At 64.6% G+C, this 19,946-nt stretch carries 19 protein-coding genes and 1 pseudogene; 5 read left to right on the top strand and 15 right to left on the bottom strand.

The genetic code is table 11. The annotated features are described in order from the left end of the window. Positions 1-14: 14 nt before the first annotated feature. Genes ACSQ3S_RS19505 through ACSQ3S_RS19490 form a run of 4 tightly spaced genes read right to left on the bottom strand, consistent with a single transcriptional unit; the run spans position 15 to position 3,335 of the window. Complete coding sequence (locus tag ACSQ3S_RS19505; RefSeq protein WP_436143484.1) at positions 15-710, bottom strand: TorF family putative porin; 696 nt, start codon at positions 708-710, stop codon at positions 15-17. Continuing rightward, the gene (locus ACSQ3S_RS19500) at positions 707-2,050 is read right to left on the bottom strand and encodes a S8 family peptidase (RefSeq protein WP_436143483.1); all 1,344 of its coding nucleotides are present in this window, start codon (positions 2,048-2,050) and stop codon (positions 707-709) included. The genes ACSQ3S_RS19505 and ACSQ3S_RS19500 overlap by 4 nt, the downstream gene beginning before the upstream one ends. Beyond that, positions 2,047-2,775, bottom strand: coding sequence for a zf-HC2 domain-containing protein (locus ACSQ3S_RS19495; RefSeq protein WP_436143482.1), 729 nt, complete (start codon positions 2,773-2,775; stop codon positions 2,047-2,049). Before ACSQ3S_RS19495 ends, ACSQ3S_RS19500 begins: the two co-directional genes overlap by 4 nt. Continuing rightward, the gene (locus ACSQ3S_RS19490; protein WP_436143481.1) at positions 2,772-3,335 is read right to left on the bottom strand and encodes an RNA polymerase sigma factor; all 564 of its coding nucleotides are present in this window, start codon (positions 3,333-3,335) and stop codon (positions 2,772-2,774) included. The genes ACSQ3S_RS19495 and ACSQ3S_RS19490 overlap by 4 nt, the downstream gene beginning before the upstream one ends. Before the next feature lie 103 nt (positions 3,336-3,438). Here ACSQ3S_RS19490 and ACSQ3S_RS19485 point away from each other — a divergent pair, with 103 nt between their 5' ends. Next, on the top strand, positions 3,439-4,290 hold the full coding sequence (locus ACSQ3S_RS19485) for an NAD-dependent protein deacetylase (RefSeq protein ID WP_436145053.1): 852 nt from the start codon (positions 3,439-3,441) through the stop codon (positions 4,288-4,290). 4 nt (positions 4,291-4,294) lie between these two features. Here the strand turns inward: ACSQ3S_RS19485 and ACSQ3S_RS19480 are convergent, their stop codons facing one another. From ACSQ3S_RS19480 to smpB, 3 genes are all read right to left on the bottom strand, one after another. After that, complete coding sequence (locus ACSQ3S_RS19480; protein ID WP_176651077.1) at positions 4,295-4,843, bottom strand: FlgO family outer membrane protein; 549 nt, start codon at positions 4,841-4,843, stop codon at positions 4,295-4,297. Continuing rightward, positions 4,844-5,524 (bottom strand): hypothetical protein, encoded by a 681-nt coding sequence (locus ACSQ3S_RS19475; protein ID WP_353404553.1) that lies wholly within the window; start codon positions 5,522-5,524, stop codon positions 4,844-4,846. 196 nt (positions 5,525-5,720) lie between these two features. Beyond that, positions 5,721-6,170: an SsrA-binding protein SmpB gene (smpB, locus tag ACSQ3S_RS19470; RefSeq protein WP_176651075.1), complete on the bottom strand. Its 450-nt coding sequence runs from the start codon at positions 6,168-6,170 to the stop codon at positions 5,721-5,723. Between the two features lie 75 nt (positions 6,171-6,245). On the opposite strand from smpB, the gene ACSQ3S_RS19465 reads away from it, so the two are divergent. After that, on the top strand, positions 6,246-6,680 hold the full coding sequence (locus ACSQ3S_RS19465) for a type II toxin-antitoxin system RatA family toxin (protein ID WP_353404555.1): 435 nt from the start codon (positions 6,246-6,248) through the stop codon (positions 6,678-6,680). After that, the gene (locus ACSQ3S_RS19460) at positions 6,670-6,966 is read left to right on the top strand and encodes an RnfH family protein (RefSeq protein WP_176651073.1); all 297 of its coding nucleotides are present in this window, start codon (positions 6,670-6,672) and stop codon (positions 6,964-6,966) included. Before ACSQ3S_RS19465 ends, ACSQ3S_RS19460 begins: the two co-directional genes overlap by 11 nt. On the opposite strand, the gene ACSQ3S_RS19455 is transcribed toward ACSQ3S_RS19460, so the two are convergent. Continuing rightward, positions 6,950-8,194 carry an esterase/lipase family protein gene (locus tag ACSQ3S_RS19455; protein WP_436143480.1) on the bottom strand — a complete coding sequence of 415 codons (1,245 nt, stop codon included), beginning with the start codon at positions 8,192-8,194 and terminating at the stop codon, positions 6,950-6,952. The two genes, ACSQ3S_RS19460 and ACSQ3S_RS19455, sit on opposite strands and share 17 nt — an antisense overlap. A gap of 152 nt (positions 8,195-8,346) precedes the next feature. Here ACSQ3S_RS19455 and ACSQ3S_RS19450 point away from each other — a divergent pair, with 152 nt between their 5' ends. Then, positions 8,347-9,198: a substrate-binding periplasmic protein gene (locus ACSQ3S_RS19450; RefSeq protein WP_436143479.1), complete on the top strand. Its 852-nt coding sequence runs from the start codon at positions 8,347-8,349 to the stop codon at positions 9,196-9,198. 12 nt (positions 9,199-9,210) lie between these two features. Here the strand turns inward: ACSQ3S_RS19450 and ACSQ3S_RS19445 are convergent, their stop codons facing one another. From ACSQ3S_RS19445 to ACSQ3S_RS19415, 7 genes and pseudogenes are all read right to left on the bottom strand, one after another. Next, positions 9,211-11,457 (bottom strand): glycoside hydrolase family 3 C-terminal domain-containing protein, encoded by a 2,247-nt coding sequence (locus tag ACSQ3S_RS19445; protein ID WP_436143478.1) that lies wholly within the window; start codon positions 11,455-11,457, stop codon positions 9,211-9,213. 36 nt (positions 11,458-11,493) lie between these two features. Then, on the bottom strand, positions 11,494-13,863 hold the full coding sequence (locus ACSQ3S_RS19440; protein ID WP_436143477.1) for a GH36-type glycosyl hydrolase domain-containing protein: 2,370 nt from the start codon (positions 13,861-13,863) through the stop codon (positions 11,494-11,496). 13 nt (positions 13,864-13,876) lie between these two features. Next, positions 13,877-15,220, bottom strand: a complete 1,344-nt coding sequence (locus ACSQ3S_RS19435) for an MFS transporter (protein WP_436143476.1) — start codon at positions 15,218-15,220, stop codon at positions 13,877-13,879. 103 nt (positions 15,221-15,323) lie between these two features. Then, positions 15,324-15,860, bottom strand: a complete 537-nt coding sequence (locus ACSQ3S_RS19430) for a gluconokinase (protein ID WP_353404562.1) — start codon at positions 15,858-15,860, stop codon at positions 15,324-15,326. 112 nt (positions 15,861-15,972) lie between these two features. Next, positions 15,973-17,001, bottom strand: coding sequence for a LacI family DNA-binding transcriptional regulator (locus ACSQ3S_RS19425; RefSeq protein ID WP_176651067.1), 1,029 nt, complete (start codon positions 16,999-17,001; stop codon positions 15,973-15,975). A 63-nt stretch (positions 17,002-17,064) separates the two neighbouring features. Continuing rightward, on the bottom strand, positions 17,065-17,586 hold the full coding sequence (locus ACSQ3S_RS19420) for a DUF4124 domain-containing protein (protein ID WP_436143475.1): 522 nt from the start codon (positions 17,584-17,586) through the stop codon (positions 17,065-17,067). Between the two features lie 100 nt (positions 17,587-17,686). Continuing rightward, a pseudogene (locus tag ACSQ3S_RS19415) lies at positions 17,687-18,031 on the bottom strand (FxDxF family PEP-CTERM protein); the annotation flags it as partial. 376 nt (positions 18,032-18,407) lie between these two features. Here ACSQ3S_RS19415 and guaB point away from each other — a divergent pair. Next, on the top strand, positions 18,408-19,880 hold the full coding sequence (gene guaB / locus ACSQ3S_RS19410; protein ID WP_436143474.1) for an IMP dehydrogenase: 1,473 nt from the start codon (positions 18,408-18,410) through the stop codon (positions 19,878-19,880). Positions 19,881-19,946 lie beyond the last annotated feature (66 nt).

The raw sequence follows: 19,946 nt of genomic DNA, 5'->3' as shown, positions 1-19,946 counted from the left end.
GCTTGAATATATTTTTAGAAAGAATAAGTCGCGCTCATCGTCCAGGCCCGGTTCGATGACGGCGGGTAATGTATATAGCGCACGCCGTCGTCCTGGGTCTGCTCGCGCGCCAGCTGCAGGGTCCAATTGCCGATCGGGACGCTGGCGCCCAGCTTGAGGTCGTAGCGTGAATTGGCGGGGATGCCGGGCCAGGCCATGCCGTGCAGCGTGTGCATCAGTCCCGCATGCGCGATCAGGTTGACGCTGGGGTGGACCGGATAGAACAAGTTGACTTCGCCATACAGCGTGCGCGCCGCATAGCCGAAGTAACGCGGCGAATAATACAGCCGCGTGGTCAGCCGCTCGCCGGATGCGCCGATATAGCATTCATTGAAATCGGTGGAGTGCAGCTGGGTGTAGGCGGACCGGCTGCAGCCGGCCTCCACGCTCCAGCCCGAGGCCAGGCGCAGCGCATAGCCGGCATAGCCTTGCAGCTTGAGGCCGTTCCGGTCGCCGATCGACGAACCGCTGGCGAACAGGCCGCCATACCAGCCGGACGCGTCGTCGAGGTTCAGCGTCAGCTGCGGCACCGGGCGGCCGTCACCGAGCGACTGGCCACGATAGCGGTAATCCGATTGCAGCGCGGCGCTGCCGCTGAAATCGGTTTGGCCGGTGGCCTGGTGCCACGGCAGTATGCATAAAAGGGCCAGCGCGCAGCGGCGTAAGGTCACGGATTGAGGCCGCGTTGAGCGAGGCCGGCGGCGGTGCATGAGCAGCCGCAATTGCGGAGTAAGCGGGAGATGGTAGCGCATGCATCAATATTAACAGTGTTCGGCGTTTCGCCGGGCTGCAGCAGATGACGCAGCTGCACCGGTGTCGATGCCGGTTGCAGCTGGTCCATCAGCGCCAGCATGCCGCTGACATGGGCCGCCGCATACGAACTGCCGCTGACGAAGGACCAGCGCCCGCCGGGCGCCGTGGTCGGAACGTCGGTGCCGGGCGCCAGCAGCGGCGGATCGCTGGCGGCGGCGGCCGTTGGCGGCGTCCTGCCCACAGCCGCCTGCGAGGCCACCGCCAGCACGCCGCGGTGGCTGGCGGGGAAGGCCGGTCCGCCGGCCTTGGCATCGATCGCGCCGACCACGCCGATGCCGCGTTCGAGCGCGACGTCGAGCAGCTTGTCGAGCAGGCGGTCGGGCGGGCCGGACAGGCTGAGGTTGATGACCTTGGCGCCGTTGAGGATGGCGTAGTTGATCGCCTTGCTGAGCGTGAAGCTGTTGCAGCGCGTGGCCAGGTCGGGCTGCTGCCAGCAGGCGCGCAGGCCCATCAGCTTGGCCTGCGGCGCAACGCCGAGTATGCCGCCGTTGCCGGCGCGCGCGGCGATGATGCCGGCCACGGCCGTGCCGTGGTTCTCGGCCGGGATGGCGGCGGTGTCGACAAAGTTGGCGTTGACGGCCAACTGGCCCTGCAGGTCGGGATGGCTGGCGTCGATGCCGCTGTCGACCACGGCGACCTTGACGTCGCGCCCGGTGGTGTAGCGATGCAGCTCGGCCACATGCCAGTAGCGTCCGGCGGGCTGCACCGGATACAGGGCGTCGCCGCTGTCAGTAGGAGCCGTGCCGGCGGCGGCGGCCATGCCGTTGAAGCTGGCGACCGGCTGCGCCCATTCGACCTGCGGATCGCGCGCCAGCACGGCAATGATGCGCTCGGCGGACTCGTTGTCCGGGTAGCGCATGACGTAGCAATCAAGGCCGAGCACCGGCATCGGCCAATCGTCGACCAGGGTCAGGCCGTGCAGCGTGGCCAGCGCCTCGGCGCGGCGGCGGCGCGCGTTGCGTCCGCCGTCGTCGATGTAGCGGCCGCCGTAGCTGGCGTCCGGACGGAAGTGGGTCGCCGGCAGCCGCAGCATGACCAGCAGCTGATGCGCGCCGGGGGCCTCGCCGGTGGTGACGGCCTGCGGCTGCACGATCTCGTCGCCATCCGGCGGCGCGGCCGTTTGCGCGGCGGCCATCGGCGCCGATGCGAGACCCGCCAGGCAGGCCAGCAACATGCACAGACGTATCAGGGCGTTCACGGCGGGCTACCCGAATCCAGCGGCTCGGCCAGCTTGACGGCCGGCTCGGCGCGCAAGGCCTGCAGCGCGCGGTCGCGGCTGGCGGTGGGCACGTGCAGCAGATAGGCGTCGGTGACGGTCGGGCCGTCGACTACGCGCGCGCCCTGTGTCTGCAAGATGCGGCGCAGGTCGCGCTCGGTGGCGCCGGGCTGGAACACCACCACCATATTGCCGCCGTTGCTGACGGACGAGCCGAGCACACGGTAGGCCGGCGCCTCGTCGTCAGGCCGTACCAGGAACACCAGCAGGCCGACGATCGCCACCCATTGCGCCGCCACGGTCCAGCGCAGCCAGGATGGCTGGTTGGCCGCCGCAGTCCGCCACCAGGGCTGGCGAGCAGCAACGGCGCCAGGCGCGGCGGCCGGTGGTTGGGCGGGCGCAGAGGCCAGCACGCCGCCGTCGCCGGTCGTGGCGTGCTCCTGCGGTCCCAGCGCGGGCATCAGCCGGGCCAATGCCCGTTCCATGTCGACGCCGTCAGGCAGCGCGCCGGACGCCGCCGCCACGGCAGCCTGCGCCCGCATCTCGCGTTCCCATTCCAGCTCCTGCCGGCACTCGGCGCAGGTTTGCAAGTGCTGCTGCACCCGCTGCGTCTCTTCCGGCGCCAGTTGCGACGCCGCATACCATGGCAGCAATTCCTGCACCGCCTGGTGCGCCGGGATATCCATCCTGAATATGCGCCCGTTCATCGCGTGCTCTCTCTTTCGTTCCACAACAAGTCTTTCAATCTGTGCCGCGCATGAAACATGCGGGTCTTGACCGTATTCAGCGGACACTCGACCACTTCGGCGATCTCGCTGTAGGCCATGTCATGATAATAAGTCAGCACCATCACCGCCCGCTGGGCCGCCGGCAACTGGTCCAGCGCGTCGGCCACGGTCTGGCGCAACTGGTGGCGTCCAATGGCCTGTTCCGGCTGGTTGCCGCTGTCGTCCTCGTACAGCGAAGCGTCCGACTCGACCGGATCGTCGCCGGCCTTCAATCCCTTCAAGGTCTTGCGGTATGCGATCGCAAAGATCCACGTCGATACCTTGCAGCTGCCGTCGAAGCTGGCCGCTTTTTGCCAGACCACCAACATTGTATCGTTCACCACTTCCTCGATCAGCGCGGCGTTGCGCGTCATGCGGCCGATAAACCGCGACAAGCGGGAAAAATATGAGCGGTACAATGCTTCGAAGGCGAGCCGGTCCCCGGCCGAGACCCTGGCCAACAGTGCGACTTCATCCTTCTCGTGCTGTCCGTGCTGCATCCGACATCCTCCATTACCACCGTTAATACCTTGCCGAACGAAAACGGTTCTACGGACCTGGAAATTTTATGCCTCCATGCTACCACCGCGATTCTCGGCTAACATGGCGCACATGAACCTGAATCAGCAACTCGACCATCTTGGCAGCTTTTTGCAACGGCACCGCCGCGTGCTGGTGCTCACCGGCGCCGGCCTGAGCACCGCCTCCGGCATACCCGATTACCGCGACAAGGACGGCGTCCGCCGCGGCCGCACGCCGATCCAGGGCCCGGATTTCCGCCGCGACGAGGCCGTGCGGCGGCGCTACTGGGCGCGCAGCATGGCCGGCTGGCCGACGCTGGCGCAGGCGGCGCCGAACGTCGGCCACCAGGCGCTGGCCGCGCTGGAGGCGGCCGGCCGCATCGACGGACTGATCACGCAGAACGTCGACGGCCTGCACCAGCGCGCCGGCAGCCGCAAGCTGATTGAACTGCACGGCAACATCCACGGCGCCATCTGCCTGGACTGCCGCACGCTGCACCCGCGCGCCGCCATCCAGGAATGGCTGATCCAGGCCAATCCGGAGCTGGCCGCCAGCGCGGCGGCGGGCGTGGACAGCGTGGTGCCCGAATCCCGTCCCGACGGCGACGCCGAGGTCGAGCTGGACGCCTTGCAGCACTTTCACATGCCCAGCTGCGACGCCTGCGGCGGCACGCTGCAGCCGGACGTGATTTTCTTCGGCGACAACATTCCAGCCCAGCGCACGGCCGACGCCCTGGGCATGATGGAGCAGGCGGACGCGCTGCTGGTGGTGGGCTCGTCGCTGATGGTGTTTTCCGGCTACCGCTTCTGCAAGCTGGCGGCCGAGGCGGGCAAGCCGATCGCGGCCATCAACCTGGGCAAGACCCGGGCGGACGACCTGATCGGACTGAAAGTGGAGGCGTCGGCGGTGGATGTGCTGCCGCGCCTGGTATAGATCGCTAGTTCCGCTGCAGCATCGAGCGGACGATGGCTTCCTTGGCCAGCACGTAGTCCTGTCCGGCCAGCACGAAGTTGGTGTTGGGCTGGATCACCTTGATGTTGATGAACACCATGTCGCTGGTCTCCGCATACGAGCCGACCACGATGGCCTGGGCGTTGTGGGCGGTCGCCACTTCGCCGATCTCGCGCGTCAGCATCAGCTCGCCCTGGTTGCGCTTCAGGTAGACACTGTTGCGCAGCTTCATTTCCAGCATGCTCAGGCCGCCTTGCGCCAGCCGCGTCGACAATTGCTCCGACACCAGCCGTCCCAGCGTCGTGGTCTGCTCCAGCGCGTCGATGTTGACGATGGTGGCCATGATCAACGGCTTGTCGGCCAGCAGCTTGCCGCTCAACTGGTGCATCAGCGAATCGGCGGCCTTGTAGTTGGCGTCGATGAACTGGTTGGACGAGATGGTCGAATAATTGCCTTCATCCTTGGTCGGGGTGGAGGAGCAGGCCGCCAGCAGCAGCGGCAGGGCCAGCAGGGACGCGCGTAACATCAGGGTCATTTACATGTCTCCACGGACTTTGAAGAGCCGGGTCAGCTTGGGTTCCTCCGGCTCCGGATCGACGATGCCGTAGAGGATGCGGTCGCTGTCGGCCACGTAGTACGCCGAGGTATTGCGCGCCACGTAGCGGAACTGGTCGGACACCGACACGGTGACGATGATTTCGGTCTTGGGCGTCGCGCCGGGGGCGAACTGGGCGTTGAACCAGTCGTAGGAGTCCCAGGCGCCGGCGGCCACGGCCAGGTTCAGCACGACCGGCGCTTCGATCTCGCTCAGCAGCCAGACGCCGGTGCCCAGCACCGCGCGCTCGCCGTGATAGCGGTATTGCGGACGGTTGGCGGTAAAGGTGACGGCCTGCACGTCCATGTCGATCTTGAGCGAGCCGGCCGGGGAGCGCGTGACCACGTAGCCATCATTGACCAGCGAGGTGGTCAGCTGGGTCGACAGCGCGCGCTGGAAGGCGGACGGATCCCTGGGTTCGTTGATGAAGACCGGACGGGGCGGGCTCTTCTTGAGCTCGGCCACCACGCGCTTCTCGATGCTGTCGGAAATGACGCCCCAATGGTAAGCCGCTTGCAGCTTGGCCTGCTTGGTGGTCGGGAAGTTCGCGGCCAGCGGGGTCGGCGTGTAGCGCGATGCGCATCCCGCCAGTAGCAGAGCGGCCGCGGCTCCCAGGGCCATTGCAGTTTTCAGCGCCATTATTGCCTCGTCGTCAAAAGTACACTGTCTGGTTCGCAGGCGAACACCACCCGCGAATGTAAAATCATTCTGCTCCCAGTTTAGCATGGGTGTTTCTAATTAGAAACTCGTCAGGCAATAAAAAACCCGGCGCGGGACCGGGTTTTGTACAGGACGCGCAACACTGGCGCAAGGCGGATCAGCGGCTGTGGGTCTTCATGGCGGCCGCCACCTCGCGCTTGCCGTCGCGATCTTTCTCTGTGGCACGCTTGTCGTGCATCTTCTTGCCCTTGGCCAGGCCGATTTCACATTTGATGCGGCCGCCCTTGTAATGCAGGTTCAGCGGCACCAGCGTGTAGCCGGAACGCTCGACCTTGCCGATCAGCTTGTCCATCTCCGCGCGGTGCAGCAGCAGCTTGCGGGTGCGGATGGCTTCCGGGTGGATATGGGTGGAGGCGGTCGGCAGCGCGCTGATATGGGCGCCGAACAGGAACAGCTCGTCGCCCTTGATGGTGACGTAGGCTTCCTTGATCTGGACCCGGGCATCGCGGATGGCCTTGACTTCCCAGCCTTCCAGGACGATGCCCGCTTCGTAGCGGTCCTCGATGAAGTAGTCAAAAAAGGCTTTTTTGTTGTCGGCTATGGTCATGAGATGGTATCGGTTAAACTACTGCTTCACGCATGGAAATGCGGATAATTCAACATCATAGCAAATGGTTAGACAATGGCAGTAGTGCACAAATCAGTTTTCCTCGGTTATAGCGCCCAGCAGATGTTCGATCTGGTCGCCGCCATCGAGGACTATCCCAAATTTCTGCCATGGTGCGGTGGTGTGGAAATCCGTGAACGGAAAGAAAAATCGGTGGTGGCCAGCGTCGGCATCAACTATCACGGCGTGCGCCAGAGCTTCACCACCGCCAACGAGAACACGCCATCGACCGAGATCAAGATGAAGCTGGTGGACGGTCCTTTCAAGTGCCTGGACGGCGTGTGGACGTTTAAAGCGCTGCGCGAGGATGCCTGCAAGATCGAGCTGGACCTGCATTACGAGTTTTCCAGCGCCATCCTGGCCAAGCTGGTCGGGCCGGTGTTCGGCATGATCGCCAACAGCATGGTCGATTCCTTCTGCAAGCGGGCGGAAACGGTATATGGCAGCTGAGACCTTCAATATCGAGGTGTGCTACGCCAGCGACGCGGTGCAATTCCTGCGCGCGCTGCGGGTGCCGGCCGGCACCACCATCGAGCAGGCGATCGTCATCAGCGGCGTGCTGCAGGAGGCGCCCGAGGTGGACTTGTCGATCATGCAGGTCGGCATCTACGCCAAGAAGAAGACGCTGGACACCGTGCTGCGCGAGCATGACCGGGTGGAAATCTACCGTCCGCTGATCGCCGATCCCAAAAACGCACGCCGGCGCAAGGTCAGCAAGGCTAGCCCAGCCGCTTGAGCAGGAAGTCGCGCGTGTCGGCGCTCTTGAAGAGCTCGGTATGCCAGATCTCGGATTGCTTGTGCTGCGGCGTGCCGATATCCAATATGTGGCCGTCGGCGATCTGCATGCCGGGCAGCGGCACGCCGCCGTAGGGGACCACCACGTCGTTGTCGGCGTCCAGCAGCAGGCGGTTGAGCAGCGCGCCAGTTTGCGCCAGCGCCGAGCGGCCATAGTCGAAATCGGCGCGCACATACCAGCTGCTGGCGCTGGTCAGCAGCGTGCCGCCGCGGTTCAGCTGGCCGATCAGCGCCGAACCGTTCGCCAGCGCCTCCACGCTGGGCCGGCCGAAGCCCAGCGACACCACCATCCGCGCCAGCGCTATCACCAGGTCCAGCGCCATGCCGCCGCTGAACGAGGCCAGCATTGCCGCCACGTTGAGGAAGTGCTGGATGTCGTCCGGCGAGGCCAGCGGCGAGCCCTGATTGGCCGCCGCCACAAAGAACACCTTGTCCACGCTGGCGATACGCCCCGCGCGCCGGTTGGCGATGGCGGCCAGCACGGCGTCATCGGAGTTCGACAACAGCGAGCGCACCACCAGTCCGCCACGGCTGTGGCAGACGATGTCGATGTTCCAGCCGGCATCGGCCGGCAGACGGGACAGCAGGTCCAGCGCATTCTGCTGCGGCGTCTTGGCGATGGTCCAGTGATCGTAGGCGTAGACCCGGCCGTCGTAGCGCGCCAGCAGTTGCTGCATGGTGGTGTCCGCGGCCAGGTCGCCGAACGCGCCCCCGGTCGAACTGAACACGCCGTGCACCAGCAGCAGCACCTTGCGTCCGCGCGAGGCCGCGAGATCGGCCGCCGTCGCCGGTTGCGGGGTGCCGGTGCGCAGACTCAGCAGCGCCTCCGGCTTGTTGGCCGCCTCGATCTTCTCGATCATCGATTGCGTCAGCTGTTCCCTGGCGCGCAACGCGGCCTGCACGATCCATTCCCAGCGGCCCTGTGCGGCGGGCGCCAGCAGGGCCGGCTGCTCGCCCGGCGCCGGAAAGATGAACTGGATGCAGCCGCTGTCCTGGTGGCGCACGATGTTCAGGTTGGCATCGGCGATCTGCGCGGCCGGCCGCGGCGCGGCCGTGGCCGGCATAGTGCCTGGCAGCAGCGCCGCCTGCCGCGCGGGTCGGACCAGGTCGGCATCGGCCGCATCCAGCGCACGTTGCAGCTCAGCTTGCTTAGCGGGCGACAGGCTCATAACATTCTCCTTCGTGGCTGTCGACAAGTGTACGTTGCCGCCCCGGATCGGGGCGCGGCATTGATCAAGCGTCCGCAACACTCGGAAGTTTCTTGCTGGTACATGTCTGACAGCTACGTTACACTCTGGTTATCCCACACAATGAGCCCACGATGAGACGCTACAGGCGCAACTGGATCTGTTTGATTGCCGGTTTGTGGCTAAGTCCGGCCGCCGTCCAGGCGGGGGCGGGCTGTCCGTCGTCGACCCGGGTCGGGCTCAGCGACCTTGGCTACACCGCATTCCGCGACAGCAATGGGCACATCGGCGGCATCTCGGTCGACGTCGTCAACGAGCTCGCCCGCCGCACCGGCTGCAAATTCGAATTCCTGTGGTTCCCGCGCCAGCGCCTGTTCGTCGAACTGGAAGCGGGCCGCATCGACATGACGATGGCGGCGCTGCGCACGCCGGAGCGCGACGCCTACGCGAAGCACCTGCCGTACACCTACCTGCAATATGATTTGATCCTGACTGACCCCGGCGGGCAGCGCTACACCAGCCTGAGCGACTTTGTCGCGCGCGGCACGGGGCGGCTGAACGTCACGCGCGGCATGACCTACGACGCCGCCGTCGAGACCCAGCTGGCGCTGCTGGCCTCGGCCGGCAGGCTGGAAGTGGTCAACGATTTCGAGACGGTGTTCGGCAAGCTGGAAATGGGCCGCGCCGCCGGCACGCTGGCGACGCCGCCGATCTACACCAAATATCTGAAGTCGGCGTATTTCAAGGACCGGGCGCTGGTGATCCCGATGCCGGAAACCACATCGCGCTTTGCCGGTGTCTACCTGTCGAAGAAGAACATCACGCCGGAAGTGCGGGCGCGCTTCACCATGGCGCTGAAAGCGATGGTGAGCGAACAGGTCGTCCCGATGATCTACGCAAAATACTTCGACGATGCGCTGGTCAAGCGCACCTTCCGCCAGGGCGCGGCGCCGTTGTTGACGGCCTTGTCCGCGCCCGAGCAGTAGCCGATTATCGGCTTAACGGCCGTTGACGTTGACGGTCTGCGCGTCCAGGTGCAGCTTGACGCTGGCCGCCGGCGCGGCGCCCGCCGATTCGGCCAGGGTCACCAGGTAGTCGCCGCCGGCGATCTTCCAGGTTTTGCTGGCGCTGTCGTAGACGCCCAGCAGGCGCGGATCGATGCGCACGCTGGCCTTGCCGCTGTCGCCGGCCTTCAGCGCCAGCTTGTCCCAGCCGCCCAGGCGCTTGGGCGCTTCCCAGCCGCCGCCTACCGGCGACACATAGACCTGGCCCACGGCCTTGCCATCGCGCTTGCCGGTGTTCTTCACGCTGAAGCTCACTTCGACGCCGCCGCTGGCCGCCTTGGCGCTCAGGTCCGAATAGACGAAGCTGGTGTACGACAGGCCGTAGCCGAACGGGAACAGCGGCTTGTGGCCCTTCAGGTCGAACCATTTGTAGCCGACCGCCGCGCCTTCGATGTTGTAGTCGGTGGTGACCTTCTCGATGATGTTCTCATCCTTGGTCTTGTCGTCGCCGTCGATCACCTGGCGCGGCAACTGCGCCACCGAAGCAGGGAAGGTGGCAGGCAGGTGGCCCGACGGATTGACTTCGCCGCTGATGACGCGGGCGATCGCCTTGCCGCCGCTGGTGCCCGGGTACCAGGCCTCCAGCACCGCGCCGACATTGTTCAGCCACGGCATGACGACCGGGCCGCCGGTCTGCAGCACCACCACCGTTTTCGGATTGGCCTTCGCCACGGCGGCGATCAGCGCATCCTGCGCGCCCGGCAGGTTCAGGTCAGGCGCGTCGAAGCTCTCGGCCAGCCACTGGTTGCCGAATACGATGGCGACGTCGCTGGACGCCGCCAGCTTGGCTGCTGCGGCGGCATCCTTGCCGTCGTTGTAGACGACCTTGGCCTTGGTCTGCGCGGCGATTTCCGCCATCGGCGACGAGCGGTGGTACACGATAGGACCCGGGAAGTGCTTAGGTCCTTCGTTCGGCACCGCCGAACCGCCCAGCGGATAGACCTGCGCCGAACCGCCGCCCGACAGCACGCCGACGTCCGCATGGCCGCCGATGATGGCGATGGTGCGTACGCCCGTGCCCAGCGGCAGCAGGTTGTTCTGGTTCTTCAGCAGCACGATGGCCTCTTCGGCGTCGGCCTGGGTGACCTTGCCGTGGGCCGTGAAATCGATACCAGCGCTGGGCGAAGCAGGGGCCGCGACAGGGTGCTCCACCAAGCCGTTGGCGAACATGCTGCGCGTGATGCGCTTGACCATATCGTCCAGGCGCGACATCGGCACGTGGCCGTTGACCACCGCTTCCTTCAGGCCTTCATTGAAGTAGGCCGCCTTGTCGAACGGGTGGCCGGACTGCTGATCCAGGCCGTTCATCGCGGCGGGAATCGTCGAGTGGGTCGCGCCCCAGTCGGACATGACGAAGCCGGGGAAGCCCCAGTCCTGCTTCAGCACCTGGTTCAACAGGTAGTCGTTCTCGCAGGCGTAGGCGCCGTTGACGCGGTTGTACGAGCACATGACGGCGCCCGGTTTGCCGCGCTCGATCGCGAACTGCAGCGCCAGCAGGTCGGACATGCGGCCGGCCTTGTCCTCGATCTTGACGTTGACGTGATTGCGGTTGGTTTCCTGGTCGTTGAACGCATAGTGCTTGACGGTGGAGACCACGTGGCTGGACTGGATGCCGCGTATCTGTTCGCCGACCATCACGCCGGCCAGCAGCGGATCTTCGCCGCCGTATTCGAAGTTGCGGCCGTTGCGCGGTTCGCGCATCAGGTTGACACCGCCGGCCAGCAGGAAGTTGAAGCCGGTGCTGCGCGCTTCGGCGCCGATCATCGCGCCGCCTTCAAAGGCGCGCTGCGGATTCCAGGTGGCCGTGGTGGCCAGGCCCGACGGCAGGGAAGTGCGCTCGTACGGCTTCTTCGACACGGCTTGCGTCGCCACGCCGACGCCGGCGTCCGACTGCCATTGCGATGGCAGGCCGAGACGGGCGATGCCTGGAATGTAGCCGGCCGAATCGGGACGGCCTTCCTTCGGCTGCTCGAATTTCTTCGGCGAGAATTCGGTGGAGAAGTAGCCGAACACGGTCTGGATTTTTTCATCCAGCGTCATCGCCTTGACCAGCGCATCGGCGCGGGTATCGGCGGACTGCGTGCTGTTGAGCCATGGACGGCTATCGTCCGCGGCATGCACCGCGCCGGTTAACATGAGTGGATAAACCAGTGCCAGTGACAGCCAGAGACGCTTCTTCATATGATGCGGTGTCCTTATAATTTTGAGATGTAATGGTCAGCGCGGGATCAAAACTTCCAGCGCATATGCTCCGCCTGTAACGATACCGGTCACGCGGCCATCAGTCAAACGATTACCTCCCTGCCAGACCTGAATTTCATCGACGTCGGCCCGTTGTATAGACACCTTGAACGTCGCGCAGCGGAACTCGCGCGTGACCTTGATGCCGTCCCATTCCTTCGGCAGCTGCGGCCGTACCAGCAGGGCGTCGCCGTCGCCGCGCAGGCCGCACAGGCCTTCGATAAAGCAGCGGTAGGCCCACGACACGGTACCGGTGTTGAACAACTGGCTGGAGCGGCCGGCGGTGCGCGGGTACTCGTGATACGCGCCGCGATAGTAATTGGGGATGAATATCGGCAGCTGGCCGCGCTGCAGGTAATCGGCCTCGCTCGGGCCGGGTATCATCTGGCGCAGCAGCTGGTAGGCGCGGTCGCTTTCGCCGATGGTGTACAGGCTGTAGATGTAGAACACGGCGGCATGGTTGTAGACCGCGCCGTTCTCCGCCGATCCCGGGTGCTTCTGCGTGACGCGGCCGACGTCGTCGCGCATGGCGCTGAACGGTGGCGCGAACATGGCCACGCCGTACGGCGTCGCCAGCTGCTCCTCGACCTGCACCAGCATCGATGCGCGCTGCTGCTCGCTGGCCGTGCCGCCGAGGATAGCCCAGGCCTGCGGGTTGAGCCAGATGCGGCCTTCGACATCCTTGGCGATGCCGAAGGTGACGTTGTCGTCGGTGATGCCGCGCGCGTACCACTGGCCATCCCACAGGTGTTCGTTGGCGGCGCGGTTGACGGCGATGGCGCCGGCGCGGAAGTGCTTCGCGCTTTCCGCCAGCGATGCGCTGGCGCCGCATTGTTCGCAGATATCCGCCCACAGGTTCAGCGCGTAGGCGGTGGCCACGGTCAGCCAGCCCGACACGCCGCGGCCCTTGTAGCCGACCATGTTCATCGGATCGCACCAGTCGCCCTGGGCGATGTAGCTCAGGCCGCGCTGATCGCGCGACTGCAGCAGCCAGTCCATGGCGCTGCTCACGCGTTCGGAGACGGTGAGGGCGATGCCGTTCTCGTGGCCGATCACGTCCACGTTGAGGATGTCGTAGTCGTTGGTTTCGTCGAGGTAGACCTTCAGCGCCACCGGCAGCCACACGCAATGGTCGGTGTGCGGCACCTGGTTGATGTACTTGAGCTCCGCGCCTTCGGCCAGCAGGATCCCGTCCGGCATGGCGCCGCTGGCTTCCTGTTGCGACAGCGCGTGCAGGAAGGCGTTGCGCATCACGCTGGGCTTGATGAAGCTCATGCCCATGTTGTCCTGCAGGTAGTTGCGGGTCTGCGGATCGGTGCTCAGGCGGTTGACGTCGCCGTGGTAGAACACCTGGCGCGGCAGCCAGTTGTTGACGAAGTTGTCCAGTTCCTTGTCCGGCGTTTCGATCTGCAGGCATCCGCGTCCGCCGGCGATGTAGCGGGCGTAGTCGGCGCGGGCGGCGGCGAAGGCGTCGGCGCTCAGGTATTTTTCGCGCACGGCGCGGATCTCGGCGTCGTCGAAGGCCGGGCCGAAGATGAAGCGGTAGTCGTGCGCCTCGTCGGCGGCCAGTGCCAGGCGATACTGCACCACGGCGGTCGGCGTCTCGTAGCGGGCGTCGCTGTTGCCCAGTTGTTCGTCCTGCAGCGAACCTGGATTATGCAAGCCGCCTTCGCCCTCGAACGCCATCTGCCGGACTTCCCACGCCAGCGGCGCTTCCTCGCACAGGAAGTAGGTCTTGTCCTTGAAGTCCTTCTGCTTGAAGTAGTCGGCCACCTTTTGATACGGCGTGACGCAGCTGGCCACCACGCCGCCCAGGTCCGCGCGGTATTCGCCGGACTGGTTCATCCACGACATGTAGCCGATCGGGAAGTAGGGGTAGACGCTCAGCTTGCGCGCCCGGCCCGACAGGTTGGTCACGCGCAGCGACCACAGCTCCACCACGTCGCTGACGGGCAGGCTCAGATTCAGCTCGACCCGCACGCCCAGGTGCTCGATGGTCCACGACAGGTCGCTTTTACCGACCGAGAAATTGTAGCTGTCCACCGGCGCGCGCACCGGCTCGTACGGCGCCGAGAGCAGCTCGCCGGTTTCCTCGTCCTTGATGTAGAAGAAGCGGCCCGGATGGTGCGCGTAGTAGTTCTGCTCCGGCTGCATGAAGGTTTTCGCTTCCAGGTTGGGCGCGTACGCGTACTTGGCCGGCTCCGGCTGCATGAACTGCGCGGTGGCGTAGCCGCGGCAGGTCACCTGTATCATCATCTTCTGGTTCCACAGGAAGCCAGCCGCGCGCGGCATCGCCGTGGGGTTGGTCAGTTCGTAGCGGTCGCCGTCGTGGGTAGGGCCTAACATTGAAACTCTCCGTTCAAGATTGAGATTTGCGGGCTTCCAGATCCGCCTGGATCTGGACCAGCTTGGTATTGTCGAGGTTGTAGAAGAACATGACGGCCACCGCGAGCACCGCGAAGGCCGCCGGAATGAAGGACATCAGCCAGACGATGCCGGCCTGCGAACCGGAAGTCTGGGCGACGTTGGCCACGTATCCGAGCTTGGTGAACAGCCAGCCGATGACCGCCACCGCGACGGCGGTGCCGAGCTTTTGCGAGAAGGTGGCGGCGGCGAAGGTCATCGCGGTGGCGCGGCGGCCGGTGCGCCATTCGTTGTAGTCGGCGGTGTCGGCGTACATCGAGAACGCCAGCGGCGATTTCGGTCCCAGCACCAGGCCGGTGGCGATCTGCAGCGCGAACATCAGCGTGACCTGGTCCTTCTGCACGAAGAAGAAGGCCAGCGACAGCAGGGCGGTGGTGCTCATCAAGATCATCATCAGCTTGCGCTTGTCGATGAAGCGCGTCAGGAACGGCGTGAGCGACGCGCCGACGGCGGCCGAGATCATATAGGCGGGCACGAAACCCTGCATCAGCTCCGGCCGGCCGACCACGTACTTGAAGTAGTAGGCGGCGCTGGTGGTGCGCAGCGTGATGGTGATCATGATGATCAGCGCCAGGAAGAACAGCGCCACCCATGGCCGGTTGCGCGACAGGTCGCGGATGTCCTGCCACACATTGGACTGCTGCGTGGGCGCCGGCGCCACGCGTTCGCGCGTGTTGAGGAAGGTCGTCACGAACAGCGCGGAGGCCAGCACGCCCCACACCAGCATCGTCAGCTGCCAGCCCAGTTTGTCGTCGCCGTGGCCCAGCCAGCGCACCAGCGCCGGCGTGGCCGCCGTCACCAGCGTGCCGCCGGCAAAGGCGAAGATGAAGCGCAGGCCGTTGACGGTGGAGCGCTCCTGCGGATCGGCCGACAGCACGCCGGACAGGGCGTTGTACGGGATGTTGATGCAGGTGTAGCAAACCATCATCAGCAAGTAGGTGGCGTAGGCCCAGACGATCTTGCCGCCCTCGGACAGGTCGGGCGTGGTGTAGGTCAGGAAGGCGGCGCAGGCCAGCGGCAGGGGAACCCATATCAGGTAAGGGCGGAACTTGCCGAAGCGGGTGGTGGTGCGGTCGGCGACGGCGCCGATCAGCGGGTCGGTGAAAGCGTTGATGATTTTAATCGTAAACACCATCGATGCGGCGGCGGCGGCCGAGATGCCGAAGACGTCGGTGTAGAAAATCAGCAGGAAGGTGGCGATATTGGTCCAATAAAAATTGAAGCCCATATCGGCAATGCCGTAGCTGATCTTTTCCCGCCAGGTCAGTTGTTTGTTCACGATCGCTTTCAGACAGATGTAAAAACAGGCAGTGAAGGAGGGCCCTCACTGCCCGAACGGGGCGCGTATGGATAGTACACCCCGGGGAGAGCTCGTTGGCGCTTCAGCCTGATGCTGGAGCGTCGAATTTGTTAGCGGTAACTATAATCTCGCGCACCAGCTCGCGCGGGTCCTTGCGGATATCGAGCACGATGCCGGCTTCGTCGTCCTGCAGCGGTTCCAGCGCAGCCAGTTGGCTGTCCAGCAGCGACGGCGGCATGTAGTGGCCGGGACGCGCCGTCATGCGCTGCGCGATCAGTTCGCGCGGGCCGGCCAGATGGGCGAAGTGCAACTGCGGATCGGCGCTGCGCAGCAGGTCGCGGTAGCTGCGCTTCAGCGACGAGCAGGACAGCACCAGGCCGGTGTGCCCATCGCGCGCGGCGTGGATCTGCGCGTGCAGTTCCAGCAGCCAGCTGGCGCGGTCGGCGTCGGTCAGCGGCAGGCCGGCCGTCATCTTGGCCACGTTGGCGTAGGAATGAAAGTCGTCGCCCTCGATGAACGGCGCGTTCAGCGCGTGCGCCAGTTGCAGTCCGATGGAACTCTTGCCGCAGCCGCTGACGCCCATGACGACCCAGCGTATCTGACCCCTGTGTGTACTCATATTGCCCAATCAATGTTAGCGCTAACAGAATTAACCGAAGTGTAGACTTTTGGCTGGATTTGTAAACAAGATTTGATGTTGCGGTGCAGCAGGCGAGGGTGTCGCGCCGGGCCTAGGCGCTTTCGCGCGCCATCAGCGTGAAACCCAGGTCGATCTGCTTGTTGGGCGGATCCTCGCCCTTGATGACGGCGCGCAGCAGCGTGGCCGCCTCGAAGCCGATGCGGTAGCGCGGCGTGCCGATGGTGGTCAGCGACGGGTTCATCCAGGCCGAGGCGGGCAGGTCGTTGAAGCCGCAGATCGCCAGTTGCGCCGGCACCGCGATGCCGCGCCGCTGGCACTGGTAGATGGCGCCGTGCGCCAAGTCGTCGTTGCAGCAGAAAATGGCGTCGCAATCGGGCGCCTGGGCCAGCATGCGGCCCACCAGCTCGGCACCCAGCGCGATGGTCGACGGCTCGCCCACCATCACCTCCAGCTTGATGTCGGCCAGGCCGGCGTCCAGCATCGCCTTGCGGTAGCCCTCGGCGCGCCGCAGCGTGCGCTCGTCGAGCTGCGCGCCGATGAAGCCGATGCGCTTGTGGCCCTTGTCGATCAGGTAGTTGGTCATCGCCCAGCCGGCCTGGAACTGCGAGAAGCCCACGGTCAGCTGCGACGGATCGGTGGACATGTCCATCATCGACACCACCGGCACGCGCGAATTGGTCAGGATCTGCTGCACCCGGGGGCTGTGGGTCAGGCCGGAGAGCAGCATGCCGTCCGGGTTCGACTGCAGATAGGTGCCGATCAGCTTTTCCTCTTCCTTGTCGGAATAGCGGGTGTTGCCGATCAGGATTTGATAGTCGTCGGCGTCCAGCGCGTCCTGGATGCCGGCCAGCACTTCGGTGAACACCGCGTTCGACAGCGACGGCACCAGCACCGCGATCACCTTTGATTGCGACGAGGCCAGCGCGCGCGCGGCGCGGTTGGGCACGTAGCCCAGTTCGGTCACGGCCTGCTCGACGCGGTCGCGCAGCGCCTGCGACACCATGTCCGGCTGGGTGATGGCGCGCGAGGCGGTCATCGTCGCCACGCCGGCCCGCTCCGCCACCATCGCCAGGGTGATGCGGCCGCTGGCCCGGCTCTTGCCCGCTTGTGTCTTGATCATTATGGGTCTTGTTGGATGTTGATAGCGATATCATACGGCAGCATGCGCCGTGGCCGACAAGGGTTATTTGCAGCCGGCCAGCACTTTCTGGTTCTTTGTTGCCATTTCCGCACGTTCCTGGTCGCTCATGACGCCGCGTTCGCCGTTTTTATCGTAATTGGATATGCGGATGCCGTCCGCCAGCGCCTGCTGGTTTTTGCGGGCTGCGTCGCAATTGGCGGCGGTGTCGGCTTTTTGCCGGGCTTCGTCGGCGGCTTTTTTCTCGGCGGCGGCAGCCTCGGTCTTGCGCTTGTTGAAATCGGCGTTGCGTTCGGCCAGCGTGGGCGGGCGCTTGGCGGCCGGTTCGGCCTCTGCCGTGTTGGCGGCCGGTTCCGCTTCCGCCGGGGCGTTGGGATTGAACGGCGCCTTGCCGGGCGCCTTCAGGATGCGTTTTTCCGGCACCGACGCCGGTGGCGGGCGGTCCGACAGTTGTTTGACGCCCTTGTCGTCTATCCATATATATTGGGCCAGGGCCAGCGACGAGGCCGCCAGCAGCACGGCGCCAACGATGGCGCGCACAGGAACGAGGGAGTTGCGATGTTTCATAGGACGCTCCAGTAAGGCATGGGCAGATTTCGCCATGATTTACGGCAACTGTCAACCGGAGCGAACGAAACCCGCCATCATTTGATGGCGGGCAGAGACATCAGGACTGCTTGCGGCGACGCGCCACCAGACCCAGCAGACCCAGACCACCCAGCAGCATGCCATAGGTTTCCGGCTCAGGCACAGGCGTTACCGTGATGTGGCCGGAATATGCCGCCAACGGCGCACCGCTGGTTGTGCCCGAGAGCGTCAGCGTGAACGGAGCGGTCGACGTCAGATCGAACGCGCCGAGGCTGATCGGCGTGCTGTGATACAGGATCGACGGCGAATTGCCGTTCAGCGAAGCGGTCGTGATATCCGAGAAGTTGGCGCTGTACGTCAACACGACGTTATAGGCGCCAGCGGACAGGCCGGTGAAGGTCAGCACATCCGAACCGTCCGACAGCAGCCCGTCGCCGGGCAATGCCAGCCCGTTGAAGTCGAAGGTGACGTTGGGGAGGATGTTGAAGGTTTGGTCTGCAGCGTTCGCGGATAGTGCGGCGAAAGCCAGTACAGCAGGTGCGAGCAGTTTCAGTTTCATCGTAGAACCCCTAAAAAAAAAGTCATGTGGCCGGCTTATGAGCACCGGATCAGTTTGCCTAATGGCAGCGTTAAAATAGCAATATTTAAAAATTAGCGCATAAACAACACATATTCCGCGCTGCAATATTTAACAATTGAGATGACAGTTTTCTGGAGCTAGCGAAACAGAAGTTTCGGCAGAGTTAGGACAGGGGGCGGTTTATTCTGTATAATCTGCTTTTGCGCCTATAGGAAATGCTATGCGTCTACTCCAAAAAGCACTCACGTTTGATGACGTGCTGCTCGTCCCCGCGTACTCGAATGTTCTGCCTGCCGATACGTCCCTCAAAACTCGTCTGACCCGCAACATCAGCCTGAATATTCCCTTGCTGTCCGCAGCGATGGACACGGTCACCGAAGCCCGTCTCGCCATCGCGATGGCGCAAGAGGGCGGCATAGGCATCATCCACAAGAACCTGAATCCCAAGGACCAGGCCCGCGAGGTGGCGCGCGTCAAGCGTTTCGAAGCCGGCGTGCTGCGTGATCCGATCACGATCCCGCCGACGATGAAGATCCGCGACGTCATCAAGCTGACCGAGCAGTACGGCATTTCCGGCTTCCCTGTCGTCGAAGGCAAGGAAGTGGTCGGCATCATCACCAACCGCGACCTGCGTTTCGAGCAGGAACTGGACGCCGAAGCGCGCGCCAAGATGACCCCGCGCGAAAAGCTGGTGTTCGTCAAGGAAGGCACGGAAGGCGCCGATCGCGACGAAGCCAAGCGCCTGATGAACAAGCACCGCCTCGAGCGCGTGCTGGTCGTCAACGACGCGTTCGAGCTGCGCGGCCTGATCACCGTCAAAGACATCCAGAAATCCACCGAGCACCCGCTGGCGTCGAAAGACTCGCAGGGCAAGCTGCTGGTGGGCGCCGCGGTCGGCGTGGGCGCAAAAGATGAGGAGCGCATCGAGCTGCTGGTTGCGGCCGGCGTCGACGTGCTGGTGGTCGACACCGCCCACGGCCACTCGCAAGGCATCCTGGACCGCGTGAAATGGATCAAGACCAAGTTCCCGCACGTGGACGTCATCGGCGGCAACATCGCCACCGCGGCCGCCGCCAAGGCGCTGGTTGAATACGGCGCGGACGCGGTCAAGGTCGGCATCGGCCCGGGCTCGATCTGCACGACCCGTATCGTCGCCGGCGTCGGCGTGCCGCAGATCACCGCGATCTCCAACGTTGCCGAAGCGCTGGAAGGCACCGGCGTGCCATGTATCGCCGACGGCGGCATCCGCTTCTCGGGCGACATTTCCAAGGCGCTGGCGGCCGGCGCATCGACCGTGATGATGGGCTCCATGTTTGCCGGCACCGAAGAGGCGCCGGGCGAAGTGATCCTGTACCAGGGCCGCTCGTACAAGTCGTATCGCGGCATGGGCTCGCTGGGCGCGATGTCGGACGGTTCGGCCGACCGCTACTTCCAGGACGCCACCATGAAGGCCGACAAGTTCGTGCCTGAAGGGATCGAAGGCCGCGTCGCCTACAAGGGCAGCGTGCTGGCGATCATCTTCCAGCTGGTTGGCGGCGTGCGTCAATCGATGGGGTACTGCGGCTGCGCCACCATCGACGAACTGCGCAACAAAGCCGAGTTCGTCGAGATCACCTCGGCCGGCATGCGCGAATCGCATGTGCACGACGTGCAAATCACCAAGGAAGCGCCGAACTACCGTTCCGGCGACTAAACCGTCCTTGCAACGCCGGCTCTTGGAGCCGGCGTTTTTCTATTCTCATCTTCATCAGTAGATACT

It is taken from the genome of Duganella sp. LjRoot269 (genome assembly GCF_964254095.1).
In the GTDB taxonomy this organism is placed as follows: domain Bacteria; phylum Pseudomonadota; class Gammaproteobacteria; order Burkholderiales; family Burkholderiaceae_D; genus Rugamonas; species Rugamonas hordei.
Note: the sequence above shows the minus strand (reverse complement) of the source record. Positions and strands in the feature narration are given on the sequence as shown.

Excerpts from the sequence above, each read along its gene's own strand:
- ACSQ3S_RS19445 (WP_436143478.1), bottom strand. The coding sequence starts at position 11,457 with ATGAAGAAGCGTCTCTGGCTGTCACTGGCACTGGTTTATCCACTCATG.
- guaB (WP_436143474.1), top strand. The coding sequence starts at position 18,408 with ATGCGTCTACTCCAAAAAGCACTCACGTTTGATGACGTGCTGCTCGTC.
- ACSQ3S_RS19430 (WP_353404562.1), bottom strand. The coding sequence starts at position 15,860 with ATGAGTACACACAGGGGTCAGATACGCTGGGTCGTCATGGGCGTCAGC.
- ACSQ3S_RS19480 (WP_176651077.1), bottom strand. The coding sequence starts at position 4,843 with ATGACCCTGATGTTACGCGCGTCCCTGCTGGCCCTGCCGCTGCTGCTG.
- ACSQ3S_RS19460 (WP_176651073.1), top strand. The coding sequence starts at position 6,670 with ATGGCAGCTGAGACCTTCAATATCGAGGTGTGCTACGCCAGCGACGCG.
- ACSQ3S_RS19425 (WP_176651067.1), bottom strand. The coding sequence starts at position 17,001 with ATGATCAAGACACAAGCGGGCAAGAGCCGGGCCAGCGGCCGCATCACC.
- ACSQ3S_RS19475 (WP_353404553.1), bottom strand. The coding sequence starts at position 5,524 with ATGGCCCTGGGAGCCGCGGCCGCTCTGCTACTGGCGGGATGCGCATCG.
- ACSQ3S_RS19465 (WP_353404555.1), top strand. The coding sequence starts at position 6,246 with ATGGCAGTAGTGCACAAATCAGTTTTCCTCGGTTATAGCGCCCAGCAG.
- ACSQ3S_RS19440 (WP_436143477.1), bottom strand. The coding sequence starts at position 13,863 with ATGTTAGGCCCTACCCACGACGGCGACCGCTACGAACTGACCAACCCC.
- ACSQ3S_RS19455 (WP_436143480.1), bottom strand. The coding sequence starts at position 8,194 with ATGAGCCTGTCGCCCGCTAAGCAAGCTGAGCTGCAACGTGCGCTGGAT.
- ACSQ3S_RS19490 (WP_436143481.1), bottom strand. The coding sequence starts at position 3,335 with ATGCAGCACGGACAGCACGAGAAGGATGAAGTCGCACTGTTGGCCAGG.
- ACSQ3S_RS19420 (WP_436143475.1), bottom strand. The coding sequence starts at position 17,586 with ATGAAACATCGCAACTCCCTCGTTCCTGTGCGCGCCATCGTTGGCGCC.
- ACSQ3S_RS19495 (WP_436143482.1), bottom strand. The coding sequence starts at position 2,775 with ATGAACGGGCGCATATTCAGGATGGATATCCCGGCGCACCAGGCGGTG.
- smpB (WP_176651075.1), bottom strand. The coding sequence starts at position 6,170 with ATGACCATAGCCGACAACAAAAAAGCCTTTTTTGACTACTTCATCGAG.
- ACSQ3S_RS19485 (WP_436145053.1), top strand. The coding sequence starts at position 3,439 with ATGGCGCACATGAACCTGAATCAGCAACTCGACCATCTTGGCAGCTTT.
- ACSQ3S_RS19450 (WP_436143479.1), top strand. The coding sequence starts at position 8,347 with ATGAGACGCTACAGGCGCAACTGGATCTGTTTGATTGCCGGTTTGTGG.